General features: G+C 59.3%; 12 protein-coding genes and 1 tRNA gene. 12 read left to right on the plus strand and 1 reads right to left on the minus strand.

Annotation, left to right across the window (positions count from 1 at the left end):
- The first annotated feature begins 179 nt into the window (after window positions 1–179).
- From FO014_RS18620 to FO014_RS18660, 9 genes are all read left to right on the plus strand, one after another.
- A complete protein-coding gene (locus FO014_RS18620; protein ID WP_054307116.1) occupies window positions 180–503 on the plus strand; it encodes a PTS sugar transporter subunit IIB in 324 nt (107 codons plus the stop codon).
- Complete coding sequence (locus tag FO014_RS18625) at window positions 500–1,822, plus strand: PTS sugar transporter subunit IIC (protein WP_105231790.1); 1,323 nt, start codon at window positions 500–502, stop codon at window positions 1,820–1,822. The genes FO014_RS18620 and FO014_RS18625 overlap by 4 nt, the downstream gene beginning before the upstream one ends.
- Window positions 1,823–1,836: 14 nt before the next feature.
- On the plus strand, window positions 1,837–3,228 hold the full coding sequence (locus tag FO014_RS18630) for a glycoside hydrolase family 1 protein (RefSeq protein ID WP_160030597.1): 1,392 nt from the start codon (window positions 1,837–1,839) through the stop codon (window positions 3,226–3,228).
- Window positions 3,228–3,551 carry a PTS lactose/cellobiose transporter subunit IIA gene (locus FO014_RS18635; RefSeq protein ID WP_105231788.1) on the plus strand — a complete coding sequence of 108 codons (324 nt, stop codon included), beginning with the start codon at window positions 3,228–3,230 and terminating at the stop codon, window positions 3,549–3,551. The genes FO014_RS18630 and FO014_RS18635 overlap by 1 nt, the downstream gene beginning before the upstream one ends.
- Before the next feature lie 205 nt (window positions 3,552–3,756).
- Window positions 3,757–4,677, plus strand: coding sequence for a LacI family DNA-binding transcriptional regulator (locus FO014_RS18640; RefSeq protein WP_105231787.1), 921 nt, complete (start codon window positions 3,757–3,759; stop codon window positions 4,675–4,677).
- A 330-nt stretch (window positions 4,678–5,007) separates the two neighbouring features.
- Window positions 5,008–5,988: a hypothetical protein gene (locus tag FO014_RS18645; RefSeq protein WP_160030598.1), complete on the plus strand. Its 981-nt coding sequence runs from the start codon at window positions 5,008–5,010 to the stop codon at window positions 5,986–5,988.
- Between the two features lie 323 nt (window positions 5,989–6,311).
- Window positions 6,312–8,207: a glucose PTS transporter subunit IIA gene (locus FO014_RS18650; RefSeq protein WP_160030599.1), complete on the plus strand. Its 1,896-nt coding sequence runs from the start codon at window positions 6,312–6,314 to the stop codon at window positions 8,205–8,207.
- A 12-nt stretch (window positions 8,208–8,219) separates the two neighbouring features.
- Entirely contained in the window at window positions 8,220–9,653 is a 1,434-nt protein-coding gene (locus FO014_RS18655; protein WP_160030600.1) for a 6-phospho-beta-glucosidase, read from the plus strand.
- A gap of 185 nt (window positions 9,654–9,838) precedes the next feature.
- Entirely contained in the window at window positions 9,839–11,110 is a 1,272-nt protein-coding gene (locus FO014_RS18660) for a DUF2254 domain-containing protein (protein ID WP_246167991.1), read from the plus strand.
- Window positions 11,111–11,169: 59 nt separating this feature from the next.
- Here the strand turns inward: FO014_RS18660 and FO014_RS18665 are convergent.
- Window positions 11,170–11,245 (minus strand) — tRNA-Asn (locus FO014_RS18665).
- Between the two features lie 318 nt (window positions 11,246–11,563).
- Between FO014_RS18665 and nac the strand changes: the two genes are divergently transcribed.
- The 3 genes from nac (at window position 11,564) to FO014_RS18680 (ending at window position 22,228) form a co-directional block, all read left to right on the plus strand.
- Window positions 11,564–12,487, plus strand: a complete 924-nt coding sequence (gene nac, locus FO014_RS18670; RefSeq protein WP_105231756.1) for a nitrogen assimilation transcriptional regulator NAC — start codon at window positions 11,564–11,566, stop codon at window positions 12,485–12,487.
- Between the two features lie 157 nt (window positions 12,488–12,644).
- Window positions 12,645–16,643: an autotransporter outer membrane beta-barrel domain-containing protein gene (locus FO014_RS18675; RefSeq protein ID WP_160030602.1), complete on the plus strand. Its 3,999-nt coding sequence runs from the start codon at window positions 12,645–12,647 to the stop codon at window positions 16,641–16,643.
- A gap of 164 nt (window positions 16,644–16,807) precedes the next feature.
- Window positions 16,808–22,228: an autotransporter outer membrane beta-barrel domain-containing protein gene (locus FO014_RS18680; protein ID WP_160030603.1), complete on the plus strand. Its 5,421-nt coding sequence runs from the start codon at window positions 16,808–16,810 to the stop codon at window positions 22,226–22,228.
- Window positions 22,229–22,340 lie beyond the last annotated feature (112 nt).

A 22,340-nucleotide genomic window follows, 5' to 3' on the forward strand; every position in this document is an offset into this window, starting at 1 on the left:
TTTTTATGCCGTCATGCCTGCCGCTTGCGTAACTTGTGAGCCGCCTCACGCCGTTTCCCTTATTTTATTCCTGATGCTTGAGAACGCTCTCATTCCTTTTTATTAGTGTTGGAAACCGGTTTCCACATCGTTTCCAATGGCGGTGAGAAATGCATCCAACCATCACTGGGGTAATAACAATGAAGAAAATCATGCTTTGCTGTTCTGCGGGGATGTCGACCAGTCTGCTGGTAAAGAAAATGACGGCGGAGGCCGCCAGCCGCGATCTGCCGGTGGAGATTGCCGCCTATAGCGCGGGGGAATTTGATGAGCAGTTCAGCCGCTATCAGGTGGTGCTGCTGGGGCCGCAGGTGAAATATATGCTGCCGGCGCTGTCTGCGCGCGCGGCGGAGCAGGGCATTCCGGTCGCGGCGATCGATATGATGGATTACGGCATGCAGCGCGGCGATAAGGTGCTGGATTTCGCCCTGGCGCTGATCGCGCAGCAGGGAGAGCCGGCATGACCTCTCTCTATCAGGCGATGGTCAACCTTATCGAGCAGAAGGTGACGCCGCTGGCCGGCAGCGTCGGCCAGCAACGCCATGTGATTGCCATCCGCGACGGCTTTGTCTCCGCGCTGCCGTTTATGATCATCGGCTCATTTATGCTGGTATTTATCTTTCCGCCGTTCTCCGCCGACAGCAGCTGGGCGTTCGCCCGCGGCTGGCTGAACTTTTCACTGCAATACCGTGAACAGCTGATGCTGCCGTTTCACCTCAGCATGGGGGTGATGACTTTCTTTATCTCGGTGGGGATCGGCGCCAGTCTGGGGCGGCACCATAAACTGGACCCGATCATGACCGGCCTGCTGGCGCTGATGGCGTTTTTACTGGTGGCGGCGCCGTACCGCGACGGCGTGATAGATACGCAGTATTTCTCCGGCGAGGGGATTTTCACCGCCATCATTACCGCGCTGTATGCCGGTGAACTGTACGCCTGGCTGAAGCGGCACAATATCACCATCCGGCTGCCGCAGGAGGTGCCGACCGGCGTCGCGCGATCGTTTGAGATCCTGATCCCGGTGGTGGCGATCGTCGCCACCCTGCATCCGCTCAATCTGCTGGTGCAGAGCTATACCGGCATGATCATTCCCCAGGCGATTATGCATCTGCTGCAGCCGCTGGTGTCCGCCTCGGACTCGCTGCCGGCGATCCTGATTTCCGTGTTTATCTGCCAACTGCTGTGGTTCGCCGGTATTCACGGCGCGCTGATCGTCACCGGCATCATGAACCCGTTCTGGATGACCAACCTGGCGCTGAACCAGACCGCGCTGGCGGCGGGCGCACCGCTGCCGCATATTTACCTGCAGGGCTTCTGGGACCACTACCTGCTGATCGGCGGCGTCGGCTCTACGTTGCCGCTGGCGTTTTTACTGCTGCGCAGCCGGGCGGCGCATCTGCGCAGTATCGGCAAGATGGGCGTGGTGCCCAGCGTGTTCAATATCAACGAGCCGATTCTGTTCGGTGCGCCGATCATCATGAATCCGGTGTTTTTCCTGCCGTTTATTCTGGTGCCGATGATTAACGCCACCTTCGCCTATATCGCCACCAAACTGGGCTGGGTAGCGCAGGTGGTATCGCTGACGCCGTGGACCACGCCGGCGCCGATTGGCGCCTCATGGGCGGCGAACTGGGCGGTAAGCCCGCTGCTGATGTGCCTGTTCTGCATGGTGCTGTCGGCGCTGATGTATTACCCGTTCCTGAAGGCTTATGAGCGCACGCTGCTCAAGCAGGAGCAGGAAAAACAACAACCACAGGGCGGAGAAGCCGCCGTTAATTCCTGACGTAAGGGGTCGTGATGAAATATGCATTCCCGCAAGATTTCTGGTGGGGCAGCGCCAGTTCGGCGCCGCAGAGTGAAGGCGAGAGCCTCAGTTTCGGCAAAAGCGCCACCATCTGGGACGAGTGGTTCCGGCTGCAGCCGGAGCGTTTTAACCAGCAGGTCGGCCCGCAGCAGACCTCGGATTTCTACCGCTGCTGGCGCGACGACATCGCGTTGCTGAAACGGCTGAACCACAACAGTTTCCGCACCTCCATTTCCTGGGCGCGGCTGATCCCGCAGGGGCGCGGCGAGGTTAATCCGCAGGCGGTGGCGTTTTATAACCAGGTGATTGACGAGATGTTGGCGCAGGGCATTACGCCGTTTATCAACCTGTTTCACTTTGATATGCCGCTGGCGATGCAGCAGCAGGGCGGCTGGGAAAGTCGCGCAGTGGTGCAGGCCTACGCCGAGTTTGCCGATGTCTGTTTCCGCCTGTTCGGCGACCGGGTCAAGCACTGGTTTACCTTTAACGAGCCGATTGTGCCGGTGGAGGGCGGCTATCTGTATGATTTCCACTACCCGAACGTGGTGGACTTCAGTCGCGCCGCGACGGTGGCCTACCACACCATGCTGGCGCACGCGCTGGCGGTGCGGAACTACCGCGCCCGCGGGCAGGACGGGGAGATCGGCATCATCCTCAATCTGACGCCTTCCTATCCGCGCTCCGCCAACCCGGCCGATGTGCAGGCGGCAAACATCGCCGATCTGATGTTTAACCGCAGTTTCCTCGACCCGGCGCTGCGCGGCAGCTACCCGCAGGAGCTGGTGGCGCTGCTGCGTCAGCATGACCAACTGCCGCCATGCCAGGCGGAGGACGCCGCATTGCTGGCGCAGGGCGTGGTGGATCTGCTGGGTATCAACTATTACCAGCCGCGCCGCATTCAGTGCCGCGACAGCCTGGTCAATCCGGACAGTCCGTTTATGCCTGAGTGGTTTTTCAGCCACTATGCGATGCCGGGCCGCAAGATGAATCCGTACCGCGGCTGGGAGATTTACGAAAAGGGCATCTACGATATTCTCACCAACCTGCGGGAAAACTACGGCAACCCACGCTGCTTTATTTCCGAGAACGGCATGGGCGTGGAGGATGAACGGCGTTTTGAGCAGAACGGGCAGATTCAGGACGACTACCGCATCGATTTTATCCGCGAGCATCTGCAGTGGGTGCACCGGGGCATCAGCGAGGGCAGCCGCTGCCTGGGCTACCATATGTGGACCTTTATCGATAACTGGTCATGGAGCAACGCCTACAAGAACCGCTATGGCTTTGTGCAGCTGGATCTGGCGAGCCAGCAGCGCACTATCAAGAAAAGCGGCGAATGGTTCGCCGCAACCGCCGCCGCCAACGGTTTTGAGGAGCAACGCTGATGGACGATTTGGAAAGTACGGTGATGGAGATTATCGTCAATGCCGGCCAGACGCGCAGCCTGTGTTTCAGCGCGCTGCAGGCGGCACGCGACGGCGATTTTGCACTGGCGCAGACGCAGCTGCAGCAGGCCGATGAGTTTTCCCGCGCCGCACACCGGGTGCAGACCCGGCTGATTGAGCAGGACGGCGGTGAGGGTAAAACGCCGATGACGCTGATTATGGTGCATGCGCAGGATCATCTGATGAATGCGATACTGGCGCGGGAACTGATTGCCGAAATGGTCGAACTTTATCAACGACAACGGCCATCGGCTCAGGGATAATCACTAGCGGGCCGCCGGCCCGTTTGAGGTTGATGACAACGTCGACTGATGATTCGTGATACCCGGGCCTAGCGTAACGAGGGGCGCTTCGGCGGCTTACGCCGCTACGACCCCATTGTCACGCTCTCCCTAATAGTTGGCTTTATCAGTCGTCTGTAGCGGGCCGCCGGCCCGTTTTTCTCTATCAGCAGGAAGACCCGCAGTTATGGCCAATATCAATGATGTTTCCCGCCTGGCGCAGGTATCGAAAGCCACGGTGTCCCGGGTGCTGAGCGGCAGTCGCGGGGTAAAGGAAGAGAGCCGGCAGGCGGTGCTGCGGGCGGTGGAAACGTTGAACTATCGTCCGAACGCCGTCGCCCAGTCGCTCACCAGCCAGAGCACCGGCTGTATCGGCGTGATTTGCGCCACGGAACATATTCAGCAGGCGACCGGTTATCTCCAGGCGCTGGAGAAGCAGCTGAGCCGTCAGCAGAAGCATCTGCTGCTGCGTTTCGCCAATGACGCCGCCGCGCTGGCGGCCGCGGCGGCGGAGCTGAGCAGCGGCTGGTGCGATGCGCTGATCGTGGTCGGCGCGCGTTTCGCGCTGCCGCCGCTGCCGGACAGCACGGTGTGTCTGGACTGTGTCACCGCGTCCACGGCGAAAAGCGTGGGCTTTGACCACCAGTTTGCGGCAGAAACCGCGGTGCATTACCTCGCCAGTCAGCAGCGGCGGCAGATCGCCCTGATTAACTTTGCCGCCGGCGACGCCGCCGAACAGGTGCTGCAGGGCTATTGCCACGCGCTGGAAACGCACCTTATCCCCTATAACCGCCAGCTGGTGGTGGAAGACGAAGCGGTGACGCGCATTGCGCTGCAGCGCCTGCTCAACAGCACGATGCCGTTTAATGCGCTGCTGGTGACCGACGACTGTCAGGCGCAGGAGGCGCTGACGGTGCTGGCGCAGTATCAGCGTCAGGTGCCGGCGCAGGTGATGGTGTTCAGTCTGGACGGTTCGCTGCAGTGGCCCGGCGCGCCGACGGTGCCGTCGATTGAGTATTCGCTGGATGCGCTGGCGCAGCGTGCGCTGGCGCTGCTGAGCGGCGCAGAAGAGCCTGGTTTACTGCGCGGCAGCCTGACGGCGCGCTGAATTGCCTTCGCCTTCCGCTTTTCTCGCCGCTTGCCGGCAAGCAACCGCATAACACTTTCACGCCGATGGCGAAGCTGTGATGCGGTTGCTGTCTCGCCATGGCGGAGAGCCGCCCGCCGTTTTTTATTCATGCCGACCGATGTCAGATATCTTAAAAAACGGCAGGGTATTGATAATCGATTATGCTTAATTTTCTTTAGGAATTTTTTTATCCCTTCATTCATTCGAACAGCGTCCCGGTATTCATGGGTGCAGTCAACGCTGATACCGCCTGATAGCTCACGGAAATAGCGTGGTTGATGGCGGACAATCAAATAGGGTTGATAACAGATGATGAGACATCGCTGTGTGGTACTGACGACGGTGCTGGTCTGGGCCGGTAGTGGTGATGCCGTGGCCGAACCGTTGCCGATCAGCCCGGAAGAACTGCGCCCGACGCTGCGTGATAATGCACGCGATCTGAAAAATCTCTATCAGGAATTGTCTATTATCGGCACGACGCCCGGCATCAGCGCGGCGAATTTCCGTCTGACCCATGACACTTCCGATCCGCTGGAGATTGACTCCTACAAAATATCGCCGACCCATGCTTTTGATATTGGCGTCGACGGCTTCAGACCGTATATCGAAGGCACGTTCGGTTATGTCAAAAGCGATCAGACACTGGCGTTTGGCGACGATGACGGGGTGTCCGATCGCCTGAGCCTGGACACCAGAACCCTGTCGGCCATGGGGGGCGCCGGGGCCGAATTTGATATCGTCCCAGGCACGATTCTGCGCCCGATGATGCTGTTTGGCTATTCACGCACCTCAAATGACACCTCCTCCAGCGGCTCGCTAGGCGATTTGCTCCATGAAGCGGGGCGTGGACTGGCTTTTGATTTTAAAATCAATAGCCTGCTGTACGGCGGCGCGGTGGAAATAGAACAGAATCATCGTTGGGAAAATGATGTGAAGCTGACGGCCAATCTGCGTTACAACTATCTGGTTGATGACAGTTATCGCGCCAGCGACCCGGAGTTGGAAGGGCGCAATGATTTCAGCGTGATGACCGCCGCGACAGAGTTAAATGGCCCGACATACCTGTCGCTGTTCGGTCAGCCGCTGCGTTGGATTGGTTTTGTCACCGGCACCTATATGCCGGAGATAAAAGACAATATCGGTTTTGACTACTTTGTCGAAATCGGCGGCGGTATAGAAATTGTCGACAGCGGCGTCATACCCGGTATTGGCGGCGTCAGCCTGCGCGGCTCCGGCCTTGTGGGGGACGGGGTTGAAGGCTGGAGCCTTGGGCTGGCCGCCGAGTTTTGAGCGTGAACGCGGATGAGGCCGCCATACTACCGTCGGCAGATAAGCACCGGTCGTACCGTTTGCGCGTCATTCTGTCAGTCTGCGTGATGTTCTCCTGAGGTTTTTGCCATATTGACCAGAGCGGCCTGCCGTCTGACGGGCTTTTTCCCTTCATCCTATCCGTTGTCGCGTGTTATCACTTTTCATGCAAATTGTTACTTCACACACATTCTTTACTGAAACCGGTTGCAGAAATGGTTTTCAGTTTCTATTCTGCAACCGGTTTCATTCTTTGAGAAACACGTAGGCGGCAGTCATAACCTTTACGATAAGGTATTAAAATAATGACAAAAATAAGAAACTACGCCCAGCTTGCCGGCGATATTCTGGCGGAGGTCGGCGGGCAGGATAATCTGGTCAGTTTTACCCGTTGCGCCACCCGTCTGCGGCTGGTGCTGAAGGAGACGCCGCCGCAGGCGGCAGAGCGGATTAAACAGCTGCCGGGCGTCATCATGGTGGTGCTCAGCGGCGGACAGTTTCAGGTGGTGATCGGCGTACATGTGGCGGAGGTGTTTGACGCTTTTTCCGGCCTGGTCGATCAGAGCCAGCTAAAGACCGACGGCGCGAAAGTCCGTCTGCTGGACGTGGTCATCGGCTCCATGTCGGCGATTTTCGCGCCGATCGTGTTTGTGCTGGCGGCGGCGGGCATTCTGCAGGGCGCCCTGATCGTCGCCAGACATTTTGCGCCGCAGCTGGCGAACGGCGGCACCTTCGCGGTGCTCAACTTCATGTCCTGGACGCCGTTTGCTTTCCTGCCGGTGCTGATTGCCATTACCGCGTCGCGCTTTTTCCGCTGCAACACCTTTATTGCGGTGCTGTGCAGCTGCGCGCTGATCAATCCGGACTGGGGCGCCATCGCCGCGCGTATCGCGCAGGGCGAAGCGATCACCTTCCTCGGTCTGCCGCTGGCGGAAACGGTGTACACCTCGTCGGTGCTGCCGCCGATCTTTATGATCTGGTGCCTGTCATACGTGGAAAAATATGCCCGCCGCGCGATCCCCGACGTCGTCAGCGAATTATTTACCCCGCTGGTCTGCATGCTGATTATGGTGCCGTTTACGTTGCTGCTGATTGGCCCGATCACCAGTTCGGCGGCGTTCGCCATTGCCGGCGGCTACAACTGGCTGTTTGACACCGCGCCGGCGCTGGCCGCCGCGCTGATCGGCGGCGTATGGCAAATGGTGGTGATCTTCGGCGTGCACTGGGGGATTACGCCGGTGGTGATGGCCAACTTTGACGCGCACGGCCGCGACTCTTTTCAGGCTTTCCAGACCATTGCTGTGGTGGCGCAGATGGCGGCGGCGCTGGCCGTCGGCTTTAAGTCACGTAATCCGCAGTTTAAAACCACCGCGTTTTCCGCCGGCGTTACCGGCGTGTTCGGCATTACTGAACCTGCGCTGTACGGCGTGACCCTGCGCCTGAAAAAGCCGTTTATCTGCGGCTGTATCGGCGGCGCGCTGGGCGCTTTGGTCACCAGCTTCTTCGGCAGCTACTACTATGCTTATGCTGGATTACCCAGCCTGCTGACCGTGGTGAACGCCATCAGCCCGGAGAACCCGATGTCGTTTATCGGCGAGTTGGCGGGCGTTGCCACGGCGATAATCAGCACCATGGCGATGGTGTACGCGGTGGGCTTTGACGATCCGCCGCTGGCGGCGGACGGCGCGGCGCCAGCGGCATCAGCAGCACCAAAGACGCCGGCGGCCGGTGAGCCGGCGGCGCAGCCACGGGCGGTGACGCTGCTGTCCCCGGCTGCGGGGCATTATGTGCCGCTGGAGCAGGTGAACGATCCCAGCTTTGCGCAGAAATTGCTGGGCGAAGGCGTGGCGATCCGTCCGGTGGACGGCCAGATCCTGGCGCCCTGCGACGCGGTGGTTTCCTCGGTGATCGACAGCCGGCATGCGGTCGGGCTGACCTGCGCCAACGGCGCCGAATTGCTGATCCACGTCGGGCTGGATACGGTCAAGCTGCAGGGGCGGCATTTTGACACGCTGGTGGCGGTGGGCCAGCAGGTGAAAGCGGGCGATCCGCTGATCCGTTTTGAGCAACAGGCGATAGAAGCGGCGGGGTATGACGTGACCACGCCGTTTGTGGTGCTGAACAGCGATGAGTTCGCGGTGCGCCTGCTGGACGTAAACAGAGAGGTTGCCTGCGGGCAGCCGGTTATGCAGATTGGGTAACAAACAGGAGCGATGATGAAAAGCGTATTTCCGCAGGATTTTCTTTGGGGCGGCGCGGTTGCCGCACACCAGGTTGAAGGTGGTTGGGATCAGGGGGGCAAAGGCCCGAGCATTTGTGATGTGCTGACCGGCGGCGCGCACGGCGTGCCGCGCGAGATCACCCAGGAAGTGGTGCCGGGTAAATATTACCCGAACCATGAGGCGGTGGACTTCTATCACCACTATAAAGATGACATCAAACTGTTCGCCGATATGGGGTTCAAATGCTTCCGCACCTCGATTGCCTGGACGCGCATTTTTCCCAAGGGCGACGAGGCGGAGCCGAATGAAGAGGGGCTGCGTTTCTACGACGACATGTTCGACGAGCTGCTCAAGCACAATATTGAGCCGGTCATCACCCTGTCGCACTTCGAAATGCCGCTGCATCTGGTGCAGCAGTATGGCGGCTGGACCAACCGTCAGGTGGTCGATTTCTTCGTCCGCTTCGCCGAAGTGGTGTTTGAACGTTACAAACACAAGGTGAAGTACTGGATGACCTTCAACGAGATCAATAACCAGCGCAACTGGCGCGCGCCGCTGTTCGGCTACTGCTGTTCCGGCGTGGTGTACACCGAACATGATAATCCGGAAGAGACCATGTATCAGGTGCTGCACCACCAGTTTGTCGCCAGCGCGCTGGCGGTGAAGATCGGCCACCGCATCAACCCGGAGATGAAGATCGGCTGCATGCTGGCGATGGTGCCGCTGTATCCGTTCTCCTGTAAGCCGGAAGATGTGATGTATGCGCAGGAATCCATGCGCGAACGCTATGTCTTCACCGATGTGCAGCTGCGCGGCTATTATCCGTCCTACGTACTGAACGAGTGGCAGCGGCGCGGCTTTAACATCAGGATGGAAGCGGGCGACGAGCAGATCCTGCGCGAAGGCTGCTGCGACTATCTGGGCTTCAGCTACTACATGACCAACGCGGTGCAGGCCGCCGGCGGCGAGGGCGACGCCATTTCCGGCTTTGAGGGCAGCGTGCCTAACCCGCACGTCAAAGCCTCCGACTGGGGCTGGCAGATTGACCCGGTCGGCTTGCGCTATGCGCTGTGCGAGCTGTATGAGCGTTATCAGAAGCCGCTGTTTATCGTCGAGAACGGCTTTGGCGCCTACGACAAGGTGGAAGCCGACGGCAGCATCAATGATGATTACCGCATCGACTACCTGAAGTCGCATATTGCCGAAATGGGCAAGGCCGTCAGCCATGACGGGGTGGAGCTGCTGGGCTATACGCCGTGGGGCTGCATCGACTGCGTTTCCTTTACCACCGGCCAGTACAGCAAACGCTATGGCTTTATCTATGTGAACAAACATGACGACGGCAGCGGCGATCAGTCGCGTTCGCGCAAGAAGTCGTTCTACTGGTATCAGGGCGTAATCGCCTCTAACGGCGAAACCCTTTAATGGCGGGCTAATCCCGTTATTGATAGCGGTCGTAATACTGAAAAACCTGCCCGGGTGGCAGGTTTTTTATCTCCCGGTGGTGATAACGGCGTAACACGACGGGATTTCGGTCGACGCGAAACGTGATGCAGATGAAACAGTCTGGGCTATAGTGATTAGCATGTGCTCACAACGGAATGTTTACCATGTCAAAATGGCACTGGCTGTTTAGCCAGTTAACCCGCAAACTCTGGTTCCGCGCATGTTTATTCGCGCTTCTGGCGGTCATTTCAGCGTTAGTTTCCATCGTGGTTAAGCCCTTTATTCCGTCCGGCATCGGCGGCGTGGTCGGCGCCGATGCGGTGGATAAAATCCTCAATATTTTGGCCTCGAGCATGTTGGCGGTGACGACCTTTTCGTTGAGTATTATGGTGTCGGCCTACAGTTCAGCGACGACGAGCGTGACGCCGCGCGCGACGCGGCTGGTGATGGAAGACAGCACGACGCAAAACGTACTGGCGACCTTTATCGGCTCTTTCCTGTTCAGTCTGGTGGGTATCGTGGCGCTGAGTATGGGCGCCTACGGGCAGCGGGGCCGCGTGGTGTTATTTGTCGTTACGCTGCTGGTGATTGCATTAATTGTTATCACGCTTTTACGCTGGATCCAGCATCTTTCATTACTGGGGCGCGTCGGGGAAACGACATCGCGGGTGGAAGAGGCTGCGCGCAATGCGCTGGAGAATCGCGTTAACATCCCTTATATGGGGGGCAAAGCGTGGTTACCCGGTTTGCAGCCACCTGCGGAAGTCATGGCACTCTACCCGACAGACATTGGGTATATTCAGCATATTGATATGCAGATGCTGGATGACCGGCTGCAAGAAATTGAAGGGGAGCTTTATTTAACCTGTCAGGCTGGCGCATTTGTGCATCCGGGGCATCCCGTGGGCTGGATTGTTGCACCAACTCCTAACCCCGATACGGCAGCACTATTGGCTGCCATCACCATCGGAGCGGAGCGCTCATTTGATCAGGATCCCCGCTTTGGCCTTGCGGTATTGGCGGAGATCGCCTCCCGCGCGTTGTCGCCGGCCGTTAACGATCCTGGCACGGCGATTGATGTTATCGGCCGCGCGGTGAGACTGCTGGCGGTATGGGGCAGAAACAAGCCGGAACCTGACGCGGTGATCTATCACAACGTGTGGGTCAAACCTATCATGACGGCAGATCTCCTCGATGACATTGTAAATCCCATTGCTCGCGACGGCGCAGGGCTGATTGAAGTACAGCTCCGTTTGCTCAAAGGATTACAGGCGCTCGATCGGATGAATACGGCTGTTTTTGCTGAGGACGTGCGTAGATATGTCGCTATCATCCAGCACCTGGCTGAGCAACAAATGGTATCGCAACAGGATCTTGAGAGACTCAACGTCTGGATACGGCAGTCAGATTTGAACATCATCGAAGCATCGCAATGACGCGATCGCCAGACGGTAAAAAGCCCGCTTAAGTTGCCTTAAGCGGGCTTTTCTAAATATGGCTCCTCTGACTGGACTCGAACCAGTGACATACGGATTAACAGTCCGCCGTTCTACCGACTGAACTACAGAGGAATCGTGTGAACGGGGCGCATAATAGCGAGGCGGCAGGGGCTTGTAAAGCATCAAAAAACGCATTTTGACGCGTTTGCTGTAAGAATGCCCAACCTGCTGCATTATTGAGTGATTGGGCGTGTTTCTGCGGGCGGCGCTGCTTCTTTTTGGTGCAGCGCGCCGGCGTAGCCGGCCTTCGGCGGCGGGCGGCGGTGGCCGGAGTGCGCCGGTTTTCTCTGCCTTTTTAGCCTGTTGGCGGCGTCATTGGCTTTTTCCCCGGATTATGGCCCGGATCTTGCTGTGGGGTTAGCGTTGTTTTTTGCGCATAACGGGGGCTCCATGAATTTCAGACGTCTTAAATACTTTGTCAAAATCGTCGATATCGGCAGCCTGACGCAGGCAGCGGAAGTGCTGCATATTGCGCAACCGGCGTTAAGCCAGCAGCTGGCGACGCTGGAAGGCGAACTTCAGCAGCAACTGCTGATTCGCAGTAAGCGCGGCGTCATGCCGACCGAAGCGGGCAACATTCTCTATGCCCATGCGCAGACGATTTTGCGCATGTGTGAGCAGACGCAGGCCGCCGTCAGCAACATCGGGCTGGCGGTCAGCGGGCAGGTTGCCCTTGGCGTCGCGTCCGGCTGCGCCGCCGCGCAGCTGGCGATGCCGCTGCTGCAGGCGATGCGCGATGCGCACCCCGGCATTCTGCTGCGCCTGCATGAGGATACCGGCCCGGCGCTGACCGATCAGGTGGCCAACTGCGCGCTGGATATGGCGGTTATTTATGGCACCAAGGCGCCGCAGGGGTTTAATACCACGGTACTGGCGAAAGAGGATCTGTATCTGGTGGCGTCACGTTCGGTGCCTAATCCCGGCGACTATATCGATCTGCGGGCGCTGGCGCGGCTGAATCTGTTTTTACCGCACCGGGGAGACAGCGTGCGCGATCAGATTGAAGACGCGATGGCGGTGCGCAAACTGGCGTTGAATGTCGTCGGCGAGATCGAATCGCCGACCATGCTCAGCGCCGCCATCGCCGGCGGGCTGGGGGCAACCATTTTGCCGGAGTCCGCCGCGCGGGCGCTGACCGGCCCGGCCAGAGCCTGGATGGCGCGTATCAGCAACCCGTCGCTGGCATTGCCGCTGGCGCTGTGCGTGTCCGTTCAGCAGCCGCTGTCTGAAGCGGCGCAGGCGGTGAAAGCGCAACTCTTGGCGATGATTGCCGCTCCGGGCCAGCCGAAACGCGCGCTGACGCTGGTGCAGTAACGCGAGGCTGACTTTTCTCCTCAATCTCTCGCCGTGTGAGAGATTTTCGCACGCCTTTTCTGAATTATTGCGCCCGTGTGGCGCATTCCCCGTCCCTATGCCAGCCTTATTGTGCCGCGGTTGGCGGCGCAATAATAATCAAAAAGAGGGAGGGTATATGGAGAAGCTCTGGGGGCATCCATCGTTACCGGTCAAAATCCGGCTGTCGCGGCTGTATGTCGCGCTGACGGCGGCGCTGACGCTGGCCGGCACGGTCGGCGCGGCCTATGCGGAAAACATCAGCGTCGAAAACGGCGAAAAGCGAATCAGGGAGGTGGACTTTGCCGGGTTAGGTAAGGTCAGCGGTAAGGGCAGCGAGTGGCGGGTTAGTGATGCGTTGGCGATCAGCGACGGGCTGTATGTGCTGGATGGCGGCGTGATGAGCGTCGGCCGGCTGGAAGCATCAGGCTCGTTTGTTGGCACTAACAGTTCGACGGAAATTGTCGTCAGCGGCAGCGGTTCGCATCTGCAAATAGAAAATTATCCAAGGATGGAAATCCTCTCGCTGTCCGATCATGGCCGTTTTAGCAGCGCGAGTAATGCGTTAGAAATCCATGGCGGCCTGATAATAGGCAGTCGCGGCACCCTGGATGGCCATGCGCAGGATGATGAGGATGTGGTGGAGAAAGGGTGGGATATTTTTACCCTGGGGGAAGCGCAGGCGCCCGGCGTATTGGATCCTAATATTGTCGTCTTCTTTGATCGGGATACGTATTTGGGCGGGCGCTGGAACTCCCTCATCTTCAACCATACTGCGGATGACTATCAGTTTGCCAACAGCGTCAGGGACGACGAGGGACATGCGTCGATAGCCAATTTTGCCGGCAATACCACCATGTCCGGCGATCTCAGCAATTTCCATGGCGATATCTTCGTCAAAGGCGGCAAGCTGACGATTAATTCTGATGTGGGGCGCTACAAGATTGATCCTCCTTATCAAGGATTATACGTTGAGCGCGGCGGCACATTGATCCTCAACGGCACCATCGGGGGATTTGGCCGCGGCATCGGCTTTACTACCTCGCTGTTTGTTGATCCCGGAGCGGTGCTGGGCGGCGATGCGACCATCGGCCGTACGATTGTCGAGGACGGTGGGCATATTGCTCCCGGCGACGGCAGTACGGGCAAGTTTGATATCAACAGCTATCTGACCTTTAAAGACGGCGCGTTTTATGATGTGGATATCGCCGCAGACGGTCGCAGCGATACCATGGCGGTGGTCGGTCAGACGACGATCGGCAACAACGTGAAGGTGCTGGTGAATATGCTGGATCCCTACACCAGCTACCAGGACGAACAGACCTACCGCATACTCACCTCCGAAAAAGATATTGCCGGCATGTTCAGCGAAGCGGTGCTGGATTCGGCCTTTCTGGAAGCGACCTTTAAACGCGGCCAGCAGTTTATCGATCTGCTGATTAAACAAATTACCCCCGGCGGTGATGTGACGCTGGACGGCGATCGCCACGTTTCTCAGTCGGTCTCCTATGCCGGCGCGGTCAGTATGGGTCAGGATAAAGCCAGCGAGTGGTTGATAGACGGCGGTACCTTCAGCGCTAAAAAGCTGATTATCGGCTCTGAACGCCAGTCGCAGGCGGTGGTGCGGGTGGAAAACGGCGCTAAATTGGTGACCGAACGGGCAAGGATCGACTACGGTCTGGATGATGCCGACTATCAACACCGGCCGATGGCGACAATCAGCGGTAAAGGCAGTGAGTGGCAGGTCAACGACTGGCTGTCGCTCGCCGGCAAGTTGGACGTGCTGGACGGCGCGCAGGTGAGCGTCGGCGATCTGCTGGCCTCTGAACGTCCCGCCGAGGCGAAAAAGTCCGCGGATATTTACGTCAGCGGTGAAGGCTCGCATCTGCACACCCGGGGAAGTACCGACGCCGATGTGCTGGCGCTGGCGAACGGCGGGCGCTTCAGTAACGATAATAAACAGTTAACGCCGCGCAGCGCGCTGGTGATCGGCAGCCGCGCCTCTTTTGACGGCTATTCGGCGGATGGCCCCTACGGTCGTGAAATCTGGCCGCTGCCGACGCTGGGCGAGGCGCAGGCGCCCGGCGTGATTGACCGCGATATTGTGATCACCACGCCAACCGATCATCGGGGTATGCGGGGGGCGATTATTTTTAACCATACGTCGGACAACTATCAGTTCGCCAATACCATCATCGGCAGTGGTTCGATGGCCAACGTGGCCGGGCAGACCACGCTGACCGGCGATCTCACCCGCTACAACGGCGATATCTTCGTTAAGGGCGGCAAGCTGACTGTTAACGGGGATATGGGAACGAAGGCGGATCCCTTACTGGTACAGAGTTTGCAGGTAGAGAATGGCGGAACGTTGCATCTTAAAGGCAATGTAGGCGTCTCCGGTTCTTCAACGATTTCAGTGAAAACCGGTGGCGTACTCACGGGGCAGGCGACGGTTGGTTTTGTGGACATCGAACGCAACAGCCATATCGCTCCTGGTGATGATGGTATCGGTAAAATGACCGTTAAGGGATATCTCGATTTCTTTGATGGATCGTTTTATGACGTTGATATCGCTGCGGACGGCCGCAGCGATACTTTAGGAACGCAGTATGCCACGACCATCGGCAAGAACGTCAAGGTGCTGGTCAATACCCTCGATCCGCACACCAGCTATCGGGATGGGCAAACCTACCGCATTCTGACCGCCGGCGGCGGCGTTAACGGTATGTTCAGTGAAGCGGTGCTGGATTCGGCCTTTTTGGACACGGAGTTGACGCGCGACCGGCAAAACGTCGATCTGACCATCCGGCAGAAAGAGACCGGCGGTGGTGACGACGGCCATACCGGCGGCGGTGACGACGGCGATAGCGGCGGCGGTGACGATGGCCATACCGGCGGTGGTGACGACGGCCATAGCGGCGGTGGTGACGACGGTCATACCGGCGGCGGTGACGATGGCCATACAGGCGGCGGTGACGACGGCGATATCGGTGGTAACCCGAACGCGCCGGGGATCTTCCAGACGGTGGCGACCAGCGACAACCAGTGGAACACCGCCGGGGCGCTGAGCTCGCTGGCGCAGCAGGGGCCGTCGCTCGGCCTGTACAACTCGCTGCTGATGTTGAATGCGGGGCAGGCGCGCGAGGCGTTTAACCAGCTGTCCGGCGAGCAGTATGCGTCGGTGCAGGCGAGCCTGCTGCAGAGCGGTACGCTGGTGGGCAGCGTGGTGAACCAGCATATGCAGACGATGTTCGACGGCGACAGCCTGACGGTGCCGCCGCTGGCGATGAGTCTGGTGCAGGGTCCGGAGCGCGAGCGCAACGGCGCCTGGGGACAGATGTTCGGCAGCTGGACGCGCAGCAAGGGCGACGGCAACACCGGCAAGCTGGACAGCAACACCGGCGGCTTCCTGGTGGGGGCGGACCGTGAGCTGAGCGACGGAGTGCGCGCCGGCGCTTATGCGGGCTACAGCCGCACCCATTTCGACGTTGACAGCCGTGCGTCGTCGGGCCACAGCAACAACTACCACCTGGGTCTGTATGGCGCGGGGCAGCGCGATGCGCTGGCGCTGCGCGGCGGCCTGGGCTACAGCTGGCACCGGATAGAGAGCGAGCGCAACGTCGGCTTCGGCGGCTATAGCGACCGGCTGAAGGGGGATTACGACGGTAATACGCTGCAGGCGTTTACGGAGCTGGGCTACCGGCTGCGCTATGAGTCATCGAGCGTGGAGCCGTTCGTCAACCTGAGCTACGTGCGTCTGCATACGGATGCGGTGCAGGAGCAGGGCGGCGCGGCGGCGCTGAGCGTGCAGGATGAGACGATGAACACCTTCTACTCGACGCTGGGCCTGCGCGGGGCGACGGATATCCCGGTCTCGGGCGTTGACGTCACGCTGCACGGCAATCTGGGCTGGCAGCACGCCTACGGCGACACGGACACTTCGGCGCGGATGGCGTTCGCCACCGGCGACAGCTTTGCCACCAAGGGTGCGCCGGTGGATAAGGACGTGGCGGTGGTCGGCGTCGGTCTGGACGTGCCGCTGACGCGTTCGACGCGTGTCGGCGTCTCCTATCAGGGACAGTACGGCTCGCAGCTGCAGGCCAACTCGGTCAATGCGCAGCTGACGGTCTCTTTCTAAACGCTGCCGTTAGCGCACGGGCTGCCAGATCCTCTGGCAGCCCGTTTCATTTCAAGAGATGTCATTCTGAATTCTGCCGCCTGTATGGCGCATTCCCCATCCCTATGCCAGCCTTATTGTGCCGCGGTTGGCGGCGCAATAATAATCAAAGAGAGGGAGGGTATATGGAGAAGCTCTGGGGGCATCCATCGTTACCGGTCAATACCCGGCTGTCGCGGCTGTACGTTGCGCTGGCGGCGGCGCTGGCGCTGGCCGGCACGGTCGGCACGGCCTATGCGGACGATTTCAGCATAGAAAACGGCGAAAAGCGGGTGGAGGAATTAGGTACTGCCGGATTCGCTCTGGTCAGCGGCAAGGGCAGCGAGTGGCGGGTGAGTGATGAACTGAATTTTTTCAACGGGCTGGATGTGTTAGATGGCGGTAAGATTATCGCCGGTAAGTTGTATTCATATTTAGGGGGGCTGGATAGCCGGGAATCCCAAGAAATCTATATCAGCGGTACGGGGTCGCAGATACAGGTTACCGGTGAACAATTGGTTGATGTTCTCGCTTTAGCCGACCATGGACGTTTCACCAATGAGAGTAAGCAATTGTATGTGGGCGGGCTGCTGGTGATTGGCAGTCGCGGTACTTTCGACGGTCATTCAAGGTCTGATGAAAATGTTGAGGGGAAAGAGTGGACGATGCCGACATTAGGCGCAGCGCAGGCGCCTGGCGATCTTGATCCTGACATTGAGGTCGACACCGGCACCTATACGCAGGGAATGTGGCGCTCCATTATCTTTAACCATACTGCAGATGATTACCGCTTTGTGAATACCGTCATCGGTGACGGAGCAATCGTGAACGTTGCCGGAAATACGGAGTTAACCGGCGATCTCAGTCATTATAACGGCCATATTCTCGCCAAAGACGGCAAGCTGACGGTTAATACCGATATCGGCACGGAAGATGACCTGCTGATCAGAACGCAGCATCTCTATGCCGAAGATGGCGGGACGTTGATCCTTAACGGCACGATAGGGAGATTTGCGCGCAATATCGGTTTTTCAACCTCGCTGTTTGTTGAATCCGGCGGCGTACTGGGCGGCAATGCGACCATCGGCCGCACGGTAGTGGAGCGTGACGGGCATTTTTCCCCCGGCGACGGCGGCATCGGCAAGTTTGATATCAACAGCTATCTGACCTTTAACGACGGCGCGCTCTATGATGTGGATATCGCCGCGGACGGCCGCAGCGACAGTACGGCGGTATTGGGCCAGACCACCATCGGCAAGGACGTCAAGGTGCAGGTCAATGCCCTTGACCCGCATGCCAGCTATCAGGATGGACAAACTTACCGCATCCTCACCTCTGAAAAGGATATCGCCGGCACGTTCAGCGCCGCGGTGCTGGACTCGGCGTTTTTAGACGCAACGCTTGAGCACGGCAAGCAGTTTATCGATCTGATTATTAAGCAGCTCCAGCCCGTCGGCGATGCGATTCTTGATGGCAGCCGGCATATCTCCCAGTCGGTCTCCTACGGCGGTACGGTCAGCGTCGGGCAGAATCAGGTCAGCGATTTACTGATTGACGGCGGCACCTTCAGCGCCAAAAAACTGGTGGTCGGCTCCGAGAGCCAGCCGCAGGCGACGGTGCGGGTGGAGAACGGCGCCCACCTGGTCACCGATGATGCCACGGTGAACTACGGCCCGGACGATACCGACTACCGATACGGCCCGAAAGTGGCCGTCGCCGGTAACGGCAGCGAATGGCAGATTGCCAACCGGCTGGCGCTGGCCGGCAAGCTGGACGTGCTGGACGGCGCGCAGGTGACGGCCGGCGAGCTGGCGGTGGCCGACCGGCCCTGGAACGGCACAAAAAGTTCGGATATTTACGTCAGCGGTGAAGGCTCACGCCTGCATTCCCGGGGGCGCAGCGATATTGATGTCCTGTCATTAGCTGACAATGGCCGTTTCAGCAACGACGGCGGCAGGCTGGCGCTGAAAACGGCGCTGATTATCGGTAGCCGTGGTTATTTTGACGGTCATGTGCCTGCAGATGATGATAACAGTTGGATGCCGCCTATGCTGGGTGGGGCGCAAGCGCCCGGCATCCTTGATCCGGGCATTGCCCTGACCGCGCCGACCATTATTTTTAACCATACCGCGGATGATTATGCATTCGGCAATACCCTCACCGGCAGCGGTGTAATGGCTAATGTCGCCGGTCAGACGATATTGACGGGCGATCTCGGCAATTACTTTGGCGATGTGTTCGTCAAAGAGGGTAAGCTGACCATCAATACCGATCTGGGCACTAATCCTGATTATCAGCTGTTAAAAGAGCATAAACTGCGCGTTGAGGACGGCGGAACGCTGATCCTTAATGGCACCATGGGAATGTTTGCCCGCAATGTCGGCTTTTCGACCTCGCTGTTTGTTGAGCCCGGCGGCGTACTGGGCGGCGATGCGACCATTGGCCGCACGGTGGTGGAAAACGGCGGCCATCTCTCCCCCGGCGACGGCGGTATCGGCAAGTTTGATATCAACAGTTATCTGACCTTTAACGACGGCGCATTATATGATGTGGATATTGCCGCGGACGGCCGCAGCGACAGCACGGCGGTGTTAGGTCAGACCACTATCGGCAAAAACGTCAAGGTACAGGTCAATGCCCTTGACCCGAACGTCAGCTATCAGGACGGGCAAACCTACCGCATACTCACTTCTGAAAAGGATATCGCCGGCACGTTCAGCGCCGCAGTGCTGGACTCGGCGTTTTTAGACGCAACGCTTGAGCACGGCAAGCAGTTTGTCGATCTGATCGTGAAGCAGCTCGGGCCCATCGGCGATGCGCTGCTTGACGGTAGCCGGCATATTTCCCATTCGGTTTCCTATGGCGGTACGGCCAGCGTCGGGCAGGATAAGGTCAGTCATTTACTGATTGACGGCGGTACCTTCAGCGCCAAAAAACTGGTGGTCGGTTCTGAGCGCCAGCCGCAGGCGACGGTGCAGGTGGAAAATGGCGCCCGGCTGGTCACCGGCGATGCCACGGTGAGCTACGGCCCGGACAATACCGACTACCGATACAGCCCGAAAGTGGCTATTGCCGGTAAAGGCAGTGAATGGCAGGTAGGCAACCAGCTGGCGCTGGCCGGGGAGCTGGACGTGCTGGATGGCGCGCAGGTGACCGCCGGCGAATTAGTGGTGGCCGACCATCCTTGGGACAGTACAAAAACGTCAGAGATTTATATCAGTGGTGACGGGGCGCACCTGCACTCTCGGGGAATCAGCGGAGTGGGCGTGCTGTCATTAGCCAACAATGGCCGTTTCAGCAACGACGGCAGTAAACTAGCGCTTAATACGGCGCTGATTATCGGCAGCCGCGGCTATTTTGACGGTTATTCACCTACGGATGTCAATGGTCATGAGATCTGGACGCTGCCGGCGTTGGGTGAGGCGCAAGCGCCAGGCATCCTGGACCCGAACATTGTGGTGGATACCTTAACCTACAATATGGGCATGCAGCACTCCATCATCTTTAATCACACTGCAAGCGATTACCAATTTGCCAATACCGTCAACGGCGACGGCACGATGGTTAATGTGGCCGGTCAGACGACGCTGAGCGGCGATCTTACCGGATACAATGGGTATATTTTCGTGAAGGGCGGCAAGTTGACGGTCAACGGCGACATGGCGACCAATATTAGTTTTTACCCGAGGTACCAGGAGCTGCGTGTGGAAGATGGCGGTACGCTGATTCTCAACGGCACCGTGGGCGCGTTTATCGAGCAATCGTTGGGCAATCCGGGCTTTTCCAGTTCGCTGTTTGTTGAATCCGGCGGCGTTCTGGGCGGCAATGCGACCATTGGCCGCACGGTGGTGGAACGTGGTGGGCATCTTTCCCCCGGCGATGGCGGTATCGGTAAACTGACCGTCAGGAGCTACCTGACCTTCAAGGACGGCGCGTTCTACGACGTAGATATTGCCGCGGACGGCCGCAGCGACACGGTAGGGATGCAGGGCGAAACCACTATCGGCAAGGACGTTAAGGTGCTGGTTAACGCACTCGATCCGCATAGCAGCTATCAGGACGGACAAACCTATCGCATTTTAACTTCTGGCGACGGTATTAAAGGCATGTTCAGCGAAGCGGTGCTGGACTCGGCCTTTTTAGAGACGGCGCTGACGCGCGACCGGCAAAACGTCGATCTGACCATCCGGCAGAAAGACACCGGCGGGGGTGATGACGGCCATACCGGCGGCGGTGACGATGGCCATACCGGCGGCGGTGACGATGGCCATACCGGCGGCGGTGACGACGGTCATACCGGCGGTGGTGACGATGGCGATACCGGCGGTGGTGATGACGGCGATACCGGCGGTGGTGACGATGGCGATACCGGCGGTGGTGACGATGGCGATACCGGCGGCGGTGACGACGGCGATATCGGTGGTAACCCGAACGCGCCGGGGATCTTCCAGACGGTGGCGACCAGCGACAACCAGTGGAACACCGCCGGGGCGCTGAGCTCGCTGGCGCAGCAGGGGCCGTCGCTCGGCCTGTACAACTCGCTGCTGATGCTGAATGCGGGACAGGCGCGCGAGGCGTTTAACCAGCTGTCCGGCGAGCAGTATGCGTCGGTGCAGGCGAGCCTGCAGCAGAGTGGCACGCTGGTGGGCAGCGTGGTGAACCAGCATATGCAGACGATGTTCGACGGCGACAGCCTGACGGTGCCGCCGCTGGCGATGAGCCTGGTGCAGAGTCCGGAGCGCGAGCGCAACGGGGCCTGGGGCCAGATGTTCGGCAGTTGGACGCGCAGCAAGGGCGACGGCAACACCGGCAAGCTGGACAGCAACACCGGCGGCTTCCTGGTGGGGGCGGACCGTGAGCTGAGCGACGGGGTGCGCGCCGGCGCCTACGCGGGCTACAGCCGTACCCATTTCGACGTTGACAGCCGTGCGTCATCGGGCCACAGCAACAACTACCACCTGGGTCTGTATGGCGCGGGGCAGCGCGATGCGCTGGCGCTGCGCGGCGGCCTGGGCTACAGCTGGCACCGGATAGAGAGCGAGCGCAACGTCGGCTTCGGCGGCTATCGCGACCGGCTGAAGGGGGATTACGACGGCAATACGCTGCAGGCGTTTACGGAGCTGGGCTACCGGCTGCGTTATGAGTCATCGAGCGTGGAGCCGTTCGTCAACCTGAGCTACGTGCGTCTGCATACGGATGCGGTGCAGGAGCAGGGCGGCGCGGCGGCGCTGAGCGTGCAGGATGAGACGATGAACACCTTCTACTCGACGCTGGGCCTGCGCGGGGCGACGGATATCCCGGTCTCGGGCGTTGACGTCACGCTGCACGGCAATCTGGGCTGGCAGCACGCCTACGGCGACACGGACACTTCGGCGCGGATGGCGTTCGCCACCGGCGACAGCTTTGCCACCAAGGGCGCGCCGGTGGATAAGGACGTGGCGGTGGTCGGCGTCGGTCTGGACGTGCCGCTGACGCGTTCGACGCGTGTCGGCGTCTCCTATCAGGGACAGTACGGCTCGCAGCTGCAGGCCAACTCGGTCAATGCACAGCTGACGGTCTCCTTCTAACTACAGGCACCCGGTTAACGCGCCGGGTCAACCGTAATCAGGCCCGCTCACGTTCTCTTGAGCGGGCTTTTCCAATTATGGCGATCTGAACGGGAGTGCTTTGGCGGGCCAC

Source organism: Serratia rhizosphaerae (assembly GCF_009817885.1).
GTDB lineage: Bacteria > Pseudomonadota > Gammaproteobacteria > Enterobacterales > Enterobacteriaceae > Serratia_B > Serratia_B rhizosphaerae.

What these genes read in the sequence shown, in the direction of transcription:
- FO014_RS18620 (WP_054307116.1), top strand. Translation starts at nt 180, where the DNA reads ATGAAGAAAATCATGCTTTGCTGTTCTGCGGGGATGTCGACCAGTCTG.
- FO014_RS18625 (WP_105231790.1), top strand. Translation starts at nt 500, where the DNA reads ATGACCTCTCTCTATCAGGCGATGGTCAACCTTATCGAGCAGAAGGTG.
- FO014_RS18630 (WP_160030597.1), top strand. Translation starts at nt 1,837, where the DNA reads ATGAAATATGCATTCCCGCAAGATTTCTGGTGGGGCAGCGCCAGTTCG.
- FO014_RS18635 (WP_105231788.1), top strand. Translation starts at nt 3,228, where the DNA reads ATGGACGATTTGGAAAGTACGGTGATGGAGATTATCGTCAATGCCGGC.
- FO014_RS18640 (WP_105231787.1), top strand. Translation starts at nt 3,757, where the DNA reads ATGGCCAATATCAATGATGTTTCCCGCCTGGCGCAGGTATCGAAAGCC.
- FO014_RS18645 (WP_160030598.1), top strand. Translation starts at nt 5,008, where the DNA reads ATGATGAGACATCGCTGTGTGGTACTGACGACGGTGCTGGTCTGGGCC.
- FO014_RS18650 (WP_160030599.1), top strand. Translation starts at nt 6,312, where the DNA reads ATGACAAAAATAAGAAACTACGCCCAGCTTGCCGGCGATATTCTGGCG.
- FO014_RS18655 (WP_160030600.1), top strand. Translation starts at nt 8,220, where the DNA reads ATGATGAAAAGCGTATTTCCGCAGGATTTTCTTTGGGGCGGCGCGGTT.
- FO014_RS18660 (WP_246167991.1), top strand. Translation starts at nt 9,839, where the DNA reads ATGTCAAAATGGCACTGGCTGTTTAGCCAGTTAACCCGCAAACTCTGG.
- nac (WP_105231756.1), top strand. Translation starts at nt 11,564, where the DNA reads ATGAATTTCAGACGTCTTAAATACTTTGTCAAAATCGTCGATATCGGC.
- FO014_RS18675 (WP_160030602.1), top strand. Translation starts at nt 12,645, where the DNA reads ATGGAGAAGCTCTGGGGGCATCCATCGTTACCGGTCAAAATCCGGCTG.
- FO014_RS18680 (WP_160030603.1), top strand. Translation starts at nt 16,808, where the DNA reads ATGGAGAAGCTCTGGGGGCATCCATCGTTACCGGTCAATACCCGGCTG.